Origin of the sequence: Sphingobacterium hungaricum, assembly GCF_015210005.1 — a bacterium.
In the GTDB taxonomy this organism is placed as follows: Bacteria; Bacteroidota; Bacteroidia; order Sphingobacteriales; family Sphingobacteriaceae; genus Sphingobacterium; species Sphingobacterium hungaricum.
Map to the genome: position 1 here is coordinate 1,168,957 of NZ_MU158698.1, position 15,692 is coordinate 1,184,648.

A 15,692-nucleotide genomic window follows, 5' to 3' on the forward strand; every position below is an offset into this window, starting at 1 on the left:
CTAAATTACTAAACTAAAAACCAATTCCCTTCAATTGATAGTTCAGTATGTTCAAAAACTGACTTTGCTTCGTCCAATAAAGGTGTCAAATCTTTGTAGCGAGCAGAATAATGCCCTAAGAGAAGTTTTTTAACTTGAGCAGTTTTAGCGACAGTTGCGGCCTCCAAAGCTGTGGAGTGAAATGTCTGCTGAGCACGCTCTGAGAGTTCATGCAAAAATGTCGATTCATGGTACAATAAGTCTGCACCTTTTATGACTTCCAAATAATCATCTACAGGTTTCGTGTCCGAACAGTAGACGTAGCTCCTAGATGATGGAGCTTTGTAAGTCAATTCTTCCGAACGATAAATCGTTCCTTCTGGACTTGTGTAATCAGCACCCTTTTTGATTCCTGATAGAAAGACTGACGGAATTTTCAATTTCTCAACGGCTTCAATGTTCAACGTCGCGGCACGTTTTCCTTCATCAAATCGAAATCCTGTGCAAGGAATCCGATGGGTCAATGGAAAGGACCTAACCGTGAGCATGGCTGTCTTCAGAATGACCTCTTCCTTTTCGGGATTGGTTGGATGAAAAATCAACTTATAATTGAGATTCGTATCCGAATAATGGAATTGCAAAAGCAAGATTTCCTCCAAAGGAGCCGGTCCATACAAATGCAAATCGGATTTCCGCCCTACTAAATGCATAGAGGACAGCAATCCGACTAATCCCAGATAATGGTCACCATGCAGGTGACTTATAAAAATATGTGTGATTTTATTGCTCTTAATTCCATAGCGAAAAAGTTGCATCTGCGTAGCTTCCCCACAATCAATCAAAAACAATTGTTCGTTAAAGTTTAGTACCTGAGCGCTGGGATGGCGCTCGTATATAGGTGTTGCAGAACTATTTCCTAGAATTAAAACCTCAAATTTCATTCATTATTTCCCCCGCAAATCCAAGCGTATCTCATTTCCGAAAATCAAATCTTCCGCATTTTCTAAAGATTTAACGATGGTAAAAAACTGTTGTAAATTCGATAGCTCAAGCAAGCCAAGCACTTTGTCATTTAAACCTGTTAAGATAAAAAGGCCTCCATGTGCTTCACACAATCTGTTTGCTAAAATCCCCATGCGTATTCCATTCTCATCCGCATCTTCCACATTGGACAAATCCAACACAATATTGCGCTGTCCGCTTGTGTTTCGCATCATAAATTCTGCTTTTAATTTATTAGCGACATCGCCATCCAAAACTGGAGATAGAGGTTGTATCACTACGTATCTATCATGTTTATCCACTGTGAATTTCATAGGTTGTTTTCTAAATAGGTTGTTAAGATAGTAATTTTAAAGCATTAGTAATATTCGTCTGCAAGCGAACTTGCACATCTTCGTCTGTAGGATACTGAAATTTTTCGCCCGTTATGTGTTCGTAAAGTTCAATGTAACGTTCTGAAATCGATTGAACAATTTCATCTGTCATTTCTGGAACCTGTTGTCCATCTTTGCCCTGAAATCCATTTTCAATCAACCATTGACGTACAAATTCTTTGGAAAGCTGTTTTTGCTCCTCGTCTTTTTCTTGGCGTTCCGCATAACCATCGGCATAAAAATACCGCGAAGAATCCGGTGTGTGGATTTCATCTATCAAATAGATTTTTCCATCTTTTTTACCAAATTCGTATTTCGTATCCACCAAAATTAAACCTCTTTCTTTTGCGATTTCTGTTCCGCGCTGGAAAAGTTGTTTCGTGTAATTCTCTAGCTGCACGTAATCTGCTTCCGAGACAATACCTTGCGCCAGAATTTCTGTGCGAGAAATATCTTCGTCGTGACCAACAGCTGCTTTCGTTGTTGGGGTAATAATAGGCTCAGGTAATTTGTCGTTCTCTTTCAATCCTTCTGCTAAAACTTCTCCGCACAAAATCCTTCCGCCGTCGCGGTAGGTTCTCCAAGCGTGTCCCGAAAGGTAGCCACGGATGACCATTTCTACTTTAAAAGGTTCGCAAGTATGACCGATAGTTACGCTGGGGTCAGGAACAGCAACCACCCAATTCGGAATAATGTCTGCCGTTGCTTTCAAGAATTTAGATGCGATTTGGTTCAGCACCTGTCCTTTGTATGGAATCGGTTTCGGAAGAACAACATCAAATGCCGAAATCCTATCCGAAGCTACCATAACTAAATATTCATTCGCTATCGTATACACGTCACGAACTTTACCGCGATAAAAAGCGGTCTGATTCTCAAAATTAAAATTTGTTTCTTTTATTGCATTCATTGCACTAGGTGCTTTATTTGTATAAATTAAATATCTCCGTAAGCTTCTAAAATCCGCTTCACTAATTTGTGGCGTACCACATCCGCACCGCTTAGGTAAATCATTTCGATACCTTCGATGTTGTCCAACAATTTAACCGCAGTAACTAATCCAGACTGGATTTTCTTTGGTAAATCGACCTGGGTCATATCACCGGTAACGATGAATTTGGCCGAAGGCCCCATGCGTGTCAGGAACATTTTCAATTGCAGTTCTGTCGCATTTTGTGCTTCATCCAGAATCACAAAACAGTTATCCAACGTACGCCCGCGCATAAACGCCAAAGGTGCAACTTCAATCGTTCGGTTTTCTAAATATCCTTTCAGCTTTTCTGCTGGAATCATATCATCCAATGCATCGTATAATGGACGCAAATAAGGGTCGACTTTTTCTTTTAAATCTCCGGGCAGAAAACCCAAATTTTCACCCGCTTCAACTGCAGGACGTGTAAGAATAATGCGTTTGATTTCCTTATTCCTTAATGCACGAACAGCTAAAGCAACGGCAGTATAGGTTTTACCTGTTCCCGCAGGACCAATCGCAAAAAGGATGTCGTTTTTCTCAATGCTATCGACCATTCTGCGCTGGTTCGGTGTGCGCGCGCGGACAATGATTCCATTCGGTCCGTACACGATAGGCTCTCCCTTAAACGTTGCCGGAGCACCCTCCTTTCCCGCATCAGCCACAGGCTTTTCGGCTTTCGGATGCGCAGGCACTACGCCTAGCAAATCCTCTAGTTCTAATGAAGAAAGCGATTGGAATTTTTGAATGTGTTCTAAAATCTTCTCAAAAATTTCATCAAACAGCTTTTGCTCCTGTTCCTCCCCTAAGACTTTTAGTTCGTTCCCTCGAGCTACTAAACGGATTTTCGGAAATCTCCTTTTGATAAATTCGAAATTCTCGTTTTGAGCACCCCATAATGTCACTAAGTTGACATCATCTAAGTTGATTAATATTTCGTTCAAATTATATATTTATTAGTACAAAATTTGCTAAAAGTTCTCTTCTGTATTTTGCAATAAATATATCAAAATAAGATGGAACTATCGGGTAAAATTCTAATGATTTAAAATTTTTGTAAATAAAATAAATAGATTGTCGTCAAAAGTACAAACTATATTTTACGGATTAAATAGCGGTCTTACATAATTAATCAAGAAATAGAAGTATACGACAATAGATTTTATTATTTTTGCACTCGTAGGAATAGGATTTAGCATCGAATTTCCATAAGCTGAAGCACTAACAACTTCATTCTTTATGGAATAGCATTATGGGATTAATAACGTTAACAACAGACTTAGGTCATCGTGACTTTTATCAGGCTGCTTTAAAAGGCAGCATCATATCGCAATTGCCCGATGTGAGGTTGATAGATATTACCCATGAGATTCCCTCATTCGATATTCAGTACGCCGCATTTGTCCTCAAAAACGCATACCAATATTTCCCAAAAAACACGGTCCATCTTATCGGTATCGACACTGTCTTTCAAGAAGAAGCGCGCTACATCGCGATGAATTACAATGGACATTACTTTGTGGGAGCGGATAATGGGATTTTCAGCATAATTTTAGGTGAAGAAAAACCATCGGCATTGATTGAAATCGATATTATGCAGGATTTGCGCTATCTACATTTTCCTTTAGCAGATATTTTAACAAAAGCTGCGTGCCACATTGCAAATGGCGGGAAGTTAGAAAAAATCGGCGCTCCGATTGACAATCCATTGGAAAAAGCGACTTTCCAACCTATTTATACCTCAGACTACATCAAAGGACATGTCACTTACATCGATTCTTTTGGTAATGTAATCAGCAACATCAGTAAGGATTTATTCAACCAAGTCCAAAATGGCAGGAAATTTGAATTGGAATTCAAGCGAAATGAAACCATCGATAAAATGAGCTGGCACTACAATGAAGTTTCTGAAGGAGAAAAACTATGTTTGTTCGGCATAAGCAACTTCTTGGAAATCGCGATTAATAAAGGTAATGCGAGTCAATTATTGGGGCTTTATCAAGATGAAACGATTACCGTAAAGTTTAAAGACTAGTCTTTCTATGAGATTTTTTTTCCTATTCTATTTTTCTCTTTTTTTGGCTGTTTTAGCCAATGGACAAACATCCAATCCTGTTGCTTCAGATTCCACATCGTATGAGGCGCAACGTGTTCAAGTGAACAAATTACTAGAAGATAGAAGCCGCAAGTTTGGTGAATACGACGTGTCTTTAGCGAAGAAAACGGGTGTTTTCGGTATTTTCAAAACCAAGGGCGATATGCAAAAGTCGATTGACATCCTTCGGCAGATTGTTATCACCGACAACAACATCTTTTTAGAAACCAAAAAATTGCTGGACTATAAAGATTTTGAAAGAGAAAAATTTCAGCGCATGGCAGCCGACTATGACAATCAAGTCACCCAATACATGAAGACAGTTAGCAAACTGCAAGAAGAAAATGAGAAATTAACGACTCAAGTCGCTGAATTAGAGAATCAAGACCATAGTGACTCTGTGTACATTTACGTCGGTATATTCTTTATTCTTATTCTGTCAGCGATAATTTTTATGCTCTACAAGAAATTGCATGCTCAAAAAGTGACGCAACTTTGATTTGCCAAACATTTTATATCCTTATTTTTGAAAAATATCTGGATTTTAATTTAAAATGGCAAGACCAAGATTGAACAGTGGAGATTCGCATTCGGAAGATTTACCCAAACCGAAGTTAAACAAAGAGTTGCTTAATAAAGCCCTTAAAATCTTTTCGTACATCAAACCCTACCGCACGCAGTTTATCGTGGGTATGTTTTTTTTGATTCTTTCGAGTTTAACCATGCTGACTTTTCCTGCCCTATTGGGTGCGATGATTGATGCTGCGCAAAACCGACAAACCTATCCTTGGTTGCCTGCAAGCGTCGCTTACATTGGCGGAATTGCGTTCATCATTTTGACGATCCAATCTTTTATCTCTTTTTTCAGAATCAAAATTTTTGTGGAAATTGCTGAAAAAGCATTGGCGAATATTCGGATGGATAGTTACCGAAAGCTGATAACTTTGCCCATTGAATTCTTTGCAAATCGCCGTGTTGGAGAATTAAATAGCCGTCTTTCAGCAGATTTATCGCAAATACAAGATACGATGACCACAACATTGGCAGAATTGCTAAGGCAGTCCATCAGTCTTATTGTAGGTGTGGCCCTGCTCGTATTTGTCTCGCCAAAACTGGCTTTAATGAATTTATGCATTCTCCCTTTGTTGGTCGTTTGCGGCTTGGTATTCGGACGATTTATCCGAAACCTTTCCCGCCAGGCTCAAGATCAATTAGCCGATTCCAATTCCATCGTTCAAGAAACGTTATTAGGTATAAGTAACGTAAAAGCATTTGTCAATGAATTTTTTGAAGCAAATCGCTACAGAAACAAATTGGATGCTGTTGTTAAATTAGCGGTCAAAGGCGCAATTTTTCGAGGCTTTTTTGCTTCGTTTATTATATTCTGCATTTTCGGAGCTGTGATTGCCGTTATTTGGTATGGAGCGACATTAGTTTCTGCCGGTGAAATCACGGTTGGGGATTTAACGACTTATATTTTGTATTCCATGTTCGTCGCTGGTTCTATGGGAAGTTTCCCAGAATTATACGCGAGCATTCAACGTGCATTAGGCGCTTCAGATAGAGTGATTGAGATTTTGAATGAACCTCAAGAAGATATTCTAGTGACCGAAGAAGACAAAGAAATACAGACTAAAATTTATGGCGGTCTGCGTTTTAACCATGTTGCATTTTCTTATCCAACGCGGCCAGACATTTTAACGATAAAAGATATTTCATTTGACATCAAAGCTGGACAGAAATTAGCGATTGTTGGCCCGAGCGGAACCGGAAAATCTACATTAGCTTCGCTTATCCTTCAATTTTATCAACCCAACAGCGGAGAGATTTATTACGATGATAAGCTTGCACAGGATTATAAATTAACCGATATACGAAATCAAGTGGCCATCGTTCCACAAGATGTTTTGTTATTCGGAGGGACGATCAGAGAAAATATACAGTACGGACGTTTGGATGCTGAAGCAGAAGAAATTATTCATGCCGCACAACGCGCAAATGCGCATAATTTTATTATGGATTTTCCGGAAGGATACGATACTGTCGTTGGTGAGCGTGGCGTAAAATTGTCGGGCGGACAGCGACAACGCATTGCGATAGCAAGAGCTTTGCTTAAAGATCCTTCCATCCTCATATTGGATGAAGCAACCTCATCATTAGATTCAGAATCAGAGCGACTAGTACAAGAAGCTTTGGAAGAATTGATGAAAGACCGCACGAGTATTATTATCGCACATCGACTTTCTACAGTACGCAATGCGGATAATATTTTGGTGATGGAAAATGGATTGGTTTCGGATTTTGGCAATCACCATGAGCTTATGTCCAAACAAAGCGGATTATACCACCATCTATTTTCTTTACAATCTGCGCAAACGGTTTAAAGTTAATTACTGTTAATTTGAAAAAATTAAAAACCTTTTGGAATAGCGATTGTTTAAAACTTACAAATAGCAATATATAAACAATAAAAAAATTGATGTCATGGAAAATAAAAATGGTTTAATCACATTTGCGTTATTAGGATTAGCAGTTGGTACTGCGGCTTATTATTTATTAGGTACTGAAGACGGCAAAAAGCAGTTAGATCGCGCAAATGAAGGCGTAAAAAGTTTAACAAAATCGATCAAAGATATTTCTAAAAAAGAGGCAAAACGTGCTGAAAAATATGCTAAAAAAGCGAAAAATGAATTTGATCATTTTGCAACAAAAGCAAAAAAAGCTGGTGAAGATTTTGTAGATACTGCGTCCGAAAAAGCTGGTCAATGGGCAAACAAAGCTTCCGATGCGGTGAACAAAGCACATAAAGAAGCAGATGATATTGCTGCAAAAGCTAAATCTGAGATTAAAAACGCCTAAGTTTTAGGATTTTCAATCCAGTCATAATTAGCTATTGTATTTGTATCTTTGCAGCACATGAATGTGTTTCAGCAAGTCAAAACATTAGTATATAAAGAAATAATCTTAGAATGGCGTTCTAAATACGCGCTTAACAGCATTCTATTATATGTAGTATCCACAGTTTTTGTCTGTTTTCAAGCATTCAAATCTGTGGATTCTGTCATTTGGAATGTTCTATTTTGGATTATTCTTTTGTTTACTGCAATTAATGCCATGAGCCGAAGTTTTCTTCAAGAATCTTCTAACAGGCAAATGTATTACTACACGATCGTAAGCCCACAAGCGGTCATTCTATCTAAAATAATCTATAACACGTTGATCATGCTAATCATTTCTTTGATTGCATTTGTCGTTTATAGCGTTATTTTCAAAAACCCAATCGGCGACCTTCCTTTCTATTTTTTAGCTGTGGTTTTAGGAAGTATAAGCTTCGCTAATGTTTTCACCATGATTTCCGGAATTAGTGCAAAAGCCGGCAACAGCAGCAGCATCATGGCGATATTAAGTTTCCCAGTAATCATTCCATTGCTTATTGTTTTGATTAAATTTTCGAAGAATGCGATGGCTGGTTTAGAACGAAGCGAAAGTTTTGCAGAAATCGGCGTTTTATTAGCCATAAATATCGTGACAATAGCGATATCTTTATTGTTATTTCCTTACCTTTGGAGAGATTAATTTCGACAATTAAGTATATAATATGAGAAAAAATTGGTGGAAGATTTTAGCCATTGTTATGATCTCCATAAGCATAATTGCTGGTCTTTTAGGTCCAGTGCCTGAACTCCCGATCCTTAATGAAACAATCCGAAATGTATATTTCCATGTACCGATGTGGTTTGCAATGCTTTTGTTGTACCTTATTTCGGTCATCTACAGCATCAAATACCTAAATACAGGTAATACGCGTTATGATTTTATCGCCGTTGAAGCGGTGAATACAGGGATTTTGTTTTGCGGATTAGGTCTTTTGACCGGAATGCTGTGGGGAAATATTACATGGGGCGACCCTTGGCCAAATGACCCAAAACTAAACAGTTCAGCGATTTCCACGCTCATGTATTTAGCATATTTGGTGCTTCGCAATGCAATTGATGAAGAACAAAAAAGAGGAAAGATTTCTGCGATCTACAATATTTTCGCTTTTCCAATTATGATTGTCTTGTTGTACATTCTGCCAAGAATGACTGATTCATTGCATCCTGGAAATGGCGGAAACTCTAATTTTGGGGATTTAGATATGGACAATTACATGCGCCCAGTATTTTACACGGCTGTTATTGGCTGGATGTTGTTCGGAACTTGGATTGGAACGATCCGCTATAGAATCCGCCTTTTAGAAAATAATATGTCATTAAATAAATAAGATTTACAATTCAATAATGAAAAAGTTTAGTTTGTTTTTAGCGTTTTTATTCGCCTCTTTTTCTTCCGTTTTTGCACAAGGAGAAATCGAAATGGCCACAGGATTAAGATCTTCTGGAAAAATATATGTTGTGGTATTGGTGATGCTTACGATTTTTTTTGGCGTAGGTTTATACCTGTTTTCTTTGGATAGAAAAATTAAAAAACTAGAGGATAAAAAGCAATCTTAATACATTCTCTCCACTATGATCATTGCCCAGCATCGAAAATTTACACCGGTAAATATCCTCTATGTCGTCTTGTTGGGAACATTTATGTGCTTGGGTGTATTTTTCCATTTACCTGATCAGCTTACTCCCATATTATTTGAACCAGCAATCAGCAATCTGATTGGGTTTTCGATTGGGTCAACCTTAAGCCCTCAGGAAAATGTATTGATTACGCTTGTCTTGACCTTATTGCAAGCATTTTTCTTAAACAGCATCATCAATTATTTCAACTTTTTAGGGAAGCCTAATTTCCTAACGGCGTTGATGTTCATGACCTTGGTGAGCTTGTTTATTCCATTTTTGGTGCTGTCACCGACATTAATCTGTAATTTCATAACAATCTGGATGCTAAGTAAGTTATTCAATATTTACAAACAGCCGGATGTCAAAGGATTGATGTTCGATTTGGGAATGATTGTCGCTTTCGGAAGCTTGATTTATTTCCCTTTTATGGTGATGTTGCTGTTGCTATGGATTAGTTTGATCATTTTCAGACCTTTCAATTGGCGCGAATGGGTCGCTCCTCTTTTGGGTTTTGCAAATATCTATTTCATTCTTGCTGTTATTTATTATTGGCTAGATCGGATGCCCGAATTTTTTCAGATTTTCGTGCCTTTGACCTATCCATTTCCAACGGTTTTAGAAATGGACTTATATGATTTCTTGGTCGTCATTCCGATTATTCTGATCTTATTGTTTTTCATTTACATTTTAAAAGATCAGTTTTACAAGAGCGTTGTCCATATCCGGAAATCATTTCAGCTCTTATTTTTCATGATTGTCCTGGTCGGAGCATCTTTTTATCTAAATGAGCACATCACTGTGAATCATTTTTTACTCTGCGCTCCAGCATTAGCCATTTACATGGCTTACTATTTTATGTATGCTAAAAACAAATGGGTTTATGAATCCTTGTATTTGCTTACAGTTGCCACAATAATCTACTTTCAGTTTATGTAAAAAACTGAACTTCAACTGTTTAACCTTTTTTAACAAATAGGAGTAACGGAATAGTTAAAATTTAAATAGTTTTGTATCACAATTTATAAGATTTAGTCGTATTAAGAAGGAAAACCTAGGTATTTGAATCTAGCTGGTTTTGATGAAAATATTAATGATTACTTCTGAAGCGAAATAACGATTAACATGCAGAAAAAGTTAAAAATTGCCCTTTGTAAAACATCATACTTTGTGTTGTTTGGCATCTTGACATTAACCATGAGCAAGAATGCGTCAGCACAAACGACCACATCCCACTCGCCTTATTCACAATTTGGATTAGGTCAAATGAGAGAAGATCTACTTCCTCAGACCCGCGCGATGGGCGGTATTGCTGCTGGTGTTCGTTATCAATCAGGTTTATCCGTTTTAAATGTTAGCAACCCGGCATCGTATTCAGCGATGACACGGACAATTTTGGAAGCTGGTTTGTACGCCAACGGTACACAATTAAGCAAAGGATCTGCTTCAGATTATACAGCCGATTTCGCATTTAGCCATTTTGCATTAGGAATCCCACTTTCTAAAGCGGGCGGTTTGGCATTCGGTTTACTTCCTTATTCAGATGTAGGTTATTCTTCTTCAGGGTTAAGAACAATTGAACCTTACACTTACAGAACAAGTGTTTCTGGAGAAGGAGGTTTAAATAAAGCTTTTGCAGGATACGGAATCAGCCCAATTAAAGGATTAAGCGTTGGTGCCAATGTTGGATTTATCTTCGGTAACTTAAAAGATATCGACGCAACTGAATTTGCTTACAGCATGAATGCGTACAATACATTCCAAACCGACAATCGATTAATCCGTGGAATCACATTTGATTACGGTGTTCAGTATTTCAAAGCTTTAGGGAATAAAATGAATTTTACGGTCGGATATTCCGGTTCATTGAATAACACCATAAATGACTACACAACACGTGTAGTAACCCGCTCGAGAACGGACCCTTCATCGGAAGTTGAAGAACAAGTGGCAATTGACACGACATTTAGCGGAGACATTTCAACCCGTAAAATTAACTTGCCGATGAAACATAATGTAGGTTTTACATTATCTAAAGGATATAATTGGATGGTCGGTGCAGATTTTAAATATGCGGATTGGTCAGGATTCCAAACGCGTACAGATGAACCGAAATTGGGTAAAAATTATGGCGTAGCGATTGGTGGACAAATCAAACCAGATCCAACTTCTATCCGCTACATGAATCAGGTAGATTACCGTTTAGGTGTTCGTTATAACAAAACGCATTTAACAGTCAACAACCATCGGATTGACGATATGGCCATTACGGTCGGAATGGGTTTTCCTTTGCCAGAAACAAATTTCGGAAGGACATTCTCCACAATCAATGTTTCTGCTGAATTTGGACAACAAGGAACGATGACGAACAATTTAGTTCGAGAACGATACATTAACATAAACTTAGGTTTCACAATCAACGACACCTGGTTTATGAGAAGAAGTTATGATTAGAAATATGTTAGTCTATTCACATATAAAAAAAATTATACAATACACGATCATCATGCTTTTCGGCATGGTGATTTTTGTTAGCTGTGAAAATGACATGAAAGACATCGATCGGCTTGCGAACATCAAGCAGGAAGAAGAAGTCAACATTTCTAAGCACGTAACCGTCATTTACAGTGATTCATCGCTTGTGAAAGCACAGATGACGAGTCCCGAAATGCGCGAGTATACAGATTCAGTTCGCATGGGAAATATTGAATTTCCAAAAGGGATTCTTATTATTTTTTATGGACCGGACAAAAAAGAGACACAACGTATCAAATCGGATTATGCAATCCAGAAGCCGGCTCAAGGATTAACCGAATTCCGGAAAAATGTGGTTGTCAATATGCAGGATGGCTCTGTCATTAAGACCGAACAATTGTTCTATGACGAAAAGAATGCGAAATACTACAATACCGTTCCAATTGTTTTCGATTTCAAAGATTCAAGAGGAAGTCTATATGCAACTTCTTTTGAATCAGACCTTAATTTCAATGCTATCGATGGGGAAAGCATGACCGGCTACATTATCCCTACAGAAAATTCGGCATTCCCATCTTTTGGAAATTAGGAATTTAGTTTAGTGCGCCAATTATTAAATAAAATACATTTTTTTTTATTAAAAATTGTATCTTGCGCCTTGTTTTCAGTAGAGGTCAATTAAACTACTTAAATAAAGCTTTTTACAAATAAATACAGTATATAGAATATGGGATTAATGAGCTATTTGCGTAACCGAGCAGGGTTGGTAATATTCATCATCGGTTTAGCAATTGTTGCGTTTTTACTTGGGGATTTGATTAATTATGGAACTCCATTTTGGATGAAAAACCAAAACCAAGTCGGTAGTGTCAATGGAGAATCAATTGATTATCAAACATTCAATGCACAAGTAGACCAAACTACAGCAAACTTTCAACAACAAATGGGTGGCGGTGCTGCTACTCCAGAAATCAGAAATTATGCAGTTCAACAGGTATGGAATCAATTTCTTTCTCAAGAATTATTGAAACAAGAAATTGAGAAAATTGGTCTTACATTAGGTGCTGATGAATTAAATTCTTTAGTTACAGGTCCAAATCCTTCCCCTCAAATCCTTCAAACATTCACTAACCCTCAAAATGGGCAATTTGACAGAGCTACATTAAACAATGTAATCGCTCAATCAAAATCAAATCCAGAAGTTAGACAACAATGGGAAGCATTATTAGAGAATGTGAGAAATGACCGTTTGAACCAAAAATATTCAAGCTTGCTTAACAACAGCGTATTTGTAACTAAACTTGAAGCTCAAGAAGAATACAACCAACGCAATAAATTGGCAAACTTCAAATACGTAATGCTAGATTATTCATCTGTTAAAGATTCTGAAATCAAATTAACAGATGCTGATTACAAAGAATATTACGACAAACATAAAAACGGTTTTAACAATCAAGAAGAAACTCGTTCTTTAGAGTACGTTTTGTTTGATGCTTCACCGACTAAAGCGGATACAACAGCAGCGCTTACTGCAATTAATACGCTTAAAACTGAATTGCAAACTTCAACAAACGACTCATTATTTGTTTCTGTAAACTCCGACACTAAATTTCCTGTTAAATACTACAGCAAAGGACAATTGAATCCAGCATTGGATTCTGTTGTTTTCAATGTCGCTTCGGGAACAACTGTTGGTCCTTACTTATCAAACGGAAGTTATGAAATTGCAAAAGTTTTAGAATCTAAATTCAGCCCTGATTCAGTAAAAGCTAGTCACATCTTATTGAATGCAACTGCTGAAGGTGGTATTGACAAAGCAAAATTAAAAGCTGACTCGATTAAAGGATTACTTGAAAAAGGCGAAAGCTTCGCTCCATTAGCTATTCAATTTAGCGTAGATGAAGCAAGTAAAGTTAACGGCGGTGATTTAGGAACTTTCGCAAGAGGAAGAATGGTTCCTGAATTTGAAAATGCTATATTTTCTGGAAAAGCAGGCGAAGTTAAAGTTGTTGAAACTCAATTTGGCGTGCATGTTATCAAAATTGAACGTTTAATCGGTAATTCAAAAATCGCTAAAGTAGCGGTGATTGACAAAGCAATCATTTCTGGTAAAACAACGACAGACGATGCTTATGCAAAAGCAAATTCATTCTTTTCATCTGTTGACAGCAAAAACTTCGTAGACCAAGCAAACAAACAAGGTTTGAAAGTAGAAAAATCTGCTCGTACCTTACCAATGGATAATTCATTGAACAGCACAGCTATTCCAAGAGAATTATTGCGTTGGGCTTTTGAAGCTGAAAAAGGAGATATTTCTGATAAAGTATATGAAACTGACAATCATTTCATCGTAGCTCGCGTGGTTGATATCCAAGAAAAAGGTCTTCAGCCATTAGCATCTGTAAAATCAGAAATCGAGCCAGCGGTTAGAAATCAGGTGAAAGCGAGAATGCTAAAAGAGAAAATGGACAATGCGTTAGCTGGTGCAACGTCAATTGACCAAGCTGCGCAAAAGCTAGGCAAAGCAGCAATACAAGTTGACAATGTTGTTTTAGCAAATCCAGTTATCCCTGGAATCGCTTTAGAAGGGTCGGTTATTGGAACTGTTTTCGGATTGCAACCAAACAAACCTTCTAAATCTATCGAAGGATATCAAGGTGTGTATGCAGTTCAAGTCGCTTCTTTTGTTAATCCAAAAGAATTAGCTGGAGACGACCTTAAAGCACAACAGAAACAAGCTTTATCAGTACAATCACAACGTGCATGGAGCGGTATCTATAAAGCGCTTACAGACAAGGCAGACATTGATGACAATCGAATTAGATTCTATTAAGATAGAATAAGTAACTTTACAACCGGACAACTATTTTGTCCGGTTTTTTTTTGATAAGAAAATGGAAATTCAAGAGACAATTGTCAATAAAGTTGCTCAGAGTGGCTTATTAACGATAGACTTAGCTCATTATGCGCCCAAAGAGGAAATTTATATTTATGATATAAAAGAAAACCTTTTTCATGGGCTGATTTTGAAAGAAAAAGATTTCAGAGAATTCGTTAAAACACATAACTGGGAGCAGTACGAAGGGAAACATGTAGGTATCATCTGTTCGACGGATGCGATTGTTCCCACATGGGCATATATGCTATTGGCTAATAAATTAGAGCCGTTTGCATTAAGCGTGAATTTTGGTGATGAACAAGTGATTTACCAATTCCTTTTTCAAGATGAGCTGAATCGCATCGACATGGAAGCCTTCAAAGACCAACGTGTAGTTATTAAAGGATGTGGCGATATTGCCATTCCAGAATCTGCATTTGTGAAATTTACAGCCAACCTATCCAAAGTGGCAAAAAGTATTATGTATGGTGAACCTTGTTCCACGGTTCCAATTTTTAAGCGAAAAACTTAAACTATTTTAAGTAAAATCTGTCCTTAGTATATGAATAAATTATTTTTACTCTTGGGAGTTTGTATGATGATGATTTCAGCGACTTATTCTCAATCTCTTCCGTATTTGCCAAATCCAACATTCAAAGAGGGCGAAAAACTATCCTACAAACTGCGTTACGGGATTCTTTCAGGCGCTGTAGGAAATTTAAGCGTGAATAAATCGAAATATAAATTCAGCAGTACCAACACCTATCATCTTTCCGCCTTCGGCGAAACAGCCGGTGCGGTATCGGCTTTTTATACGGTAAAAAATCAATACGATTCGTACATTGACGGAAAGACATATTTGCCTTATTTATATACTGAAAATATCCGTGAAGGGAATTACAGAAGGATAGAATACGCTTCTTTTGACCATCCGAAAAAGACGGTAAACGGAAAAAAAGGAAAATTCACTAGTCCAGTCAATCAGACTTTTGATTTGTTATCCGCATATTATTTCGCCAGAAATTTAGACTTGTCGAGGTTAAAAGTGGGTGACGTATTTACGATTACCTATTTCTTAAATGATGAAGTCGCTCAATTGGGTGTAAAGTATGTCGGCACGGAGAAAATAAAAACCAGTCTGGGCACTTTGGATTGCATTAAACTTAGTCCAGAAATAAAGCCCGGCCGAATCTTTAAAAAAGACAGCCGTTTGTATCTTTGGGTAACGAATGATGGCAATCGCATTCCAGTGAAAGCAGAAGCTGAGATTCGAATCGGCGGTTCAGTTGTCATGGAATTGGTCAGTGCTGATGGATTAAAATATCCGCTTGGCGAACGGGTTAGTTATTCAAAATAAGTTTTAAAA

General features: G+C 37.6%; 17 protein-coding genes. 13 read left to right on the forward strand and 4 right to left on the reverse strand.

The genetic code is table 11. The annotated features are described in order from the left end of the window. Positions 1-8: 8 nt before the first annotated feature. From C4F49_RS08275 to C4F49_RS08290, 4 genes are read right to left on the reverse strand one after another with little or no spacing between them, the layout of a single operon-like run. Positions 9-920 (reverse strand): ribonuclease Z, encoded by a 912-nt coding sequence (locus tag C4F49_RS08275; RefSeq protein WP_196935398.1) that lies wholly within the window; start codon positions 918-920, stop codon positions 9-11. 3 nt (positions 921-923) lie between these two features. Further along, the gene (locus C4F49_RS08280) at positions 924-1,295 is read right to left on the reverse strand and encodes an STAS domain-containing protein (RefSeq protein WP_196935399.1); all 372 of its coding nucleotides are present in this window, start codon (positions 1,293-1,295) and stop codon (positions 924-926) included. Between the two features lie 22 nt (positions 1,296-1,317). Next, on the reverse strand, positions 1,318-2,265 hold the full coding sequence (locus C4F49_RS08285; RefSeq protein WP_196935400.1) for a phosphoribosylaminoimidazolesuccinocarboxamide synthase: 948 nt from the start codon (positions 2,263-2,265) through the stop codon (positions 1,318-1,320). 26 nt (positions 2,266-2,291) lie between these two features. Next, positions 2,292-3,269 carry a PhoH family protein gene (locus tag C4F49_RS08290; protein WP_196935401.1) on the reverse strand — a complete coding sequence of 326 codons (978 nt, stop codon included), beginning with the start codon at positions 3,267-3,269 and terminating at the stop codon, positions 2,292-2,294. Between the two features lie 308 nt (positions 3,270-3,577). On the opposite strand from C4F49_RS08290, the gene C4F49_RS08295 reads away from it, so the two are divergent. The 13 genes from C4F49_RS08295 (at position 3,578) to C4F49_RS08355 (ending at position 15,683) form a co-directional block, all read left to right on the forward strand. After that, positions 3,578-4,360 (forward strand): SAM hydrolase/SAM-dependent halogenase family protein, encoded by a 783-nt coding sequence (locus C4F49_RS08295; RefSeq protein WP_196935402.1) that lies wholly within the window; start codon positions 3,578-3,580, stop codon positions 4,358-4,360. Between the two features lie 7 nt (positions 4,361-4,367). Next, the gene (locus tag C4F49_RS08300) at positions 4,368-4,919 is read left to right on the forward strand and encodes a hypothetical protein (protein WP_196935403.1); all 552 of its coding nucleotides are present in this window, start codon (positions 4,368-4,370) and stop codon (positions 4,917-4,919) included. A gap of 55 nt (positions 4,920-4,974) precedes the next feature. Next, positions 4,975-6,804 (forward strand): ABC transporter ATP-binding protein, encoded by a 1,830-nt coding sequence (locus C4F49_RS08305; RefSeq protein ID WP_196935404.1) that lies wholly within the window; start codon positions 4,975-4,977, stop codon positions 6,802-6,804. Positions 6,805-6,904: 100 nt separating this feature from the next. Further along, positions 6,905-7,279, forward strand: a complete 375-nt coding sequence (locus C4F49_RS08310; RefSeq protein WP_196935405.1) for a YtxH domain-containing protein — start codon at positions 6,905-6,907, stop codon at positions 7,277-7,279. A 57-nt stretch (positions 7,280-7,336) separates the two neighbouring features. Then, the gene (locus tag C4F49_RS08315) at positions 7,337-7,996 is read left to right on the forward strand and encodes a heme exporter protein CcmB (RefSeq protein ID WP_196935406.1); all 660 of its coding nucleotides are present in this window, start codon (positions 7,337-7,339) and stop codon (positions 7,994-7,996) included. A 22-nt stretch (positions 7,997-8,018) separates the two neighbouring features. Then, positions 8,019-8,684, forward strand: coding sequence for a cytochrome c biogenesis protein CcsA (gene ccsA, locus C4F49_RS08320; RefSeq protein WP_196935407.1), 666 nt, complete (start codon positions 8,019-8,021; stop codon positions 8,682-8,684). Between the two features lie 16 nt (positions 8,685-8,700). Beyond that, positions 8,701-8,913: a CcmD family protein gene (locus tag C4F49_RS08325; RefSeq protein ID WP_196935408.1), complete on the forward strand. Its 213-nt coding sequence runs from the start codon at positions 8,701-8,703 to the stop codon at positions 8,911-8,913. Between the two features lie 15 nt (positions 8,914-8,928). Beyond that, entirely contained in the window at positions 8,929-9,912 is a 984-nt protein-coding gene (locus C4F49_RS08330; protein ID WP_196935409.1) for a beta-carotene 15,15'-monooxygenase, read from the forward strand. A 186-nt stretch (positions 9,913-10,098) separates the two neighbouring features. After that, positions 10,099-11,427 (forward strand): hypothetical protein, encoded by a 1,329-nt coding sequence (locus C4F49_RS08335; RefSeq protein ID WP_196935410.1) that lies wholly within the window; start codon positions 10,099-10,101, stop codon positions 11,425-11,427. Then, positions 11,420-12,037, forward strand: a complete 618-nt coding sequence (gene lptC / locus C4F49_RS08340) for an LPS export ABC transporter periplasmic protein LptC (RefSeq protein ID WP_196935411.1) — start codon at positions 11,420-11,422, stop codon at positions 12,035-12,037. Before C4F49_RS08335 ends, lptC begins: the two co-directional genes overlap by 8 nt. Positions 12,038-12,184: 147 nt before the next feature. After that, positions 12,185-14,281: a peptidylprolyl isomerase gene (locus tag C4F49_RS08345; RefSeq protein ID WP_231388245.1), complete on the forward strand. Its 2,097-nt coding sequence runs from the start codon at positions 12,185-12,187 to the stop codon at positions 14,279-14,281. A 61-nt stretch (positions 14,282-14,342) separates the two neighbouring features. Next, positions 14,343-14,858 (forward strand): DUF2480 family protein, encoded by a 516-nt coding sequence (locus C4F49_RS08350; RefSeq protein WP_196935413.1) that lies wholly within the window; start codon positions 14,343-14,345, stop codon positions 14,856-14,858. 30 nt (positions 14,859-14,888) lie between these two features. Further along, the gene (locus C4F49_RS08355; protein ID WP_196935414.1) at positions 14,889-15,683 is read left to right on the forward strand and encodes a DUF3108 domain-containing protein; all 795 of its coding nucleotides are present in this window, start codon (positions 14,889-14,891) and stop codon (positions 15,681-15,683) included. Positions 15,684-15,692: the final 9 nt, after the last annotated feature.

Coding starts and splice junctions, on each gene's coding strand:
- C4F49_RS08350 (WP_196935413.1), top strand. CDS start 14,343: ATGGAAATTCAAGAGACAATTGTCAATAAAGTTGCTCAGAGTGGCTTA.
- C4F49_RS08305 (WP_196935404.1), top strand. CDS start 4,975: ATGGCAAGACCAAGATTGAACAGTGGAGATTCGCATTCGGAAGATTTA.
- lptC (WP_196935411.1), top strand. CDS start 11,420: ATGATTAGAAATATGTTAGTCTATTCACATATAAAAAAAATTATACAA.
- C4F49_RS08355 (WP_196935414.1), top strand. CDS start 14,889: ATGAATAAATTATTTTTACTCTTGGGAGTTTGTATGATGATGATTTCA.
- C4F49_RS08310 (WP_196935405.1), top strand. CDS start 6,905: ATGGAAAATAAAAATGGTTTAATCACATTTGCGTTATTAGGATTAGCA.
- C4F49_RS08300 (WP_196935403.1), top strand. CDS start 4,368: ATGAGATTTTTTTTCCTATTCTATTTTTCTCTTTTTTTGGCTGTTTTA.
- C4F49_RS08295 (WP_196935402.1), top strand. CDS start 3,578: ATGGGATTAATAACGTTAACAACAGACTTAGGTCATCGTGACTTTTAT.
- C4F49_RS08275 (WP_196935398.1), bottom strand. CDS start 920: ATGAAATTTGAGGTTTTAATTCTAGGAAATAGTTCTGCAACACCTATA.
- ccsA (WP_196935407.1), top strand. CDS start 8,019: ATGAGAAAAAATTGGTGGAAGATTTTAGCCATTGTTATGATCTCCATA.
- C4F49_RS08345 (WP_231388245.1), top strand. CDS start 12,185: ATGAGCTATTTGCGTAACCGAGCAGGGTTGGTAATATTCATCATCGGT.
- C4F49_RS08280 (WP_196935399.1), bottom strand. CDS start 1,295: ATGAAATTCACAGTGGATAAACATGATAGATACGTAGTGATACAACCT.
- C4F49_RS08330 (WP_196935409.1), top strand. CDS start 8,929: ATGATCATTGCCCAGCATCGAAAATTTACACCGGTAAATATCCTCTAT.
- C4F49_RS08325 (WP_196935408.1), top strand. CDS start 8,701: ATGAAAAAGTTTAGTTTGTTTTTAGCGTTTTTATTCGCCTCTTTTTCT.
- C4F49_RS08285 (WP_196935400.1), bottom strand. CDS start 2,265: ATGAATGCAATAAAAGAAACAAATTTTAATTTTGAGAATCAGACCGCT.
- C4F49_RS08335 (WP_196935410.1), top strand. CDS start 10,099: ATGCAGAAAAAGTTAAAAATTGCCCTTTGTAAAACATCATACTTTGTG.
- C4F49_RS08315 (WP_196935406.1), top strand. CDS start 7,337: ATGAATGTGTTTCAGCAAGTCAAAACATTAGTATATAAAGAAATAATC.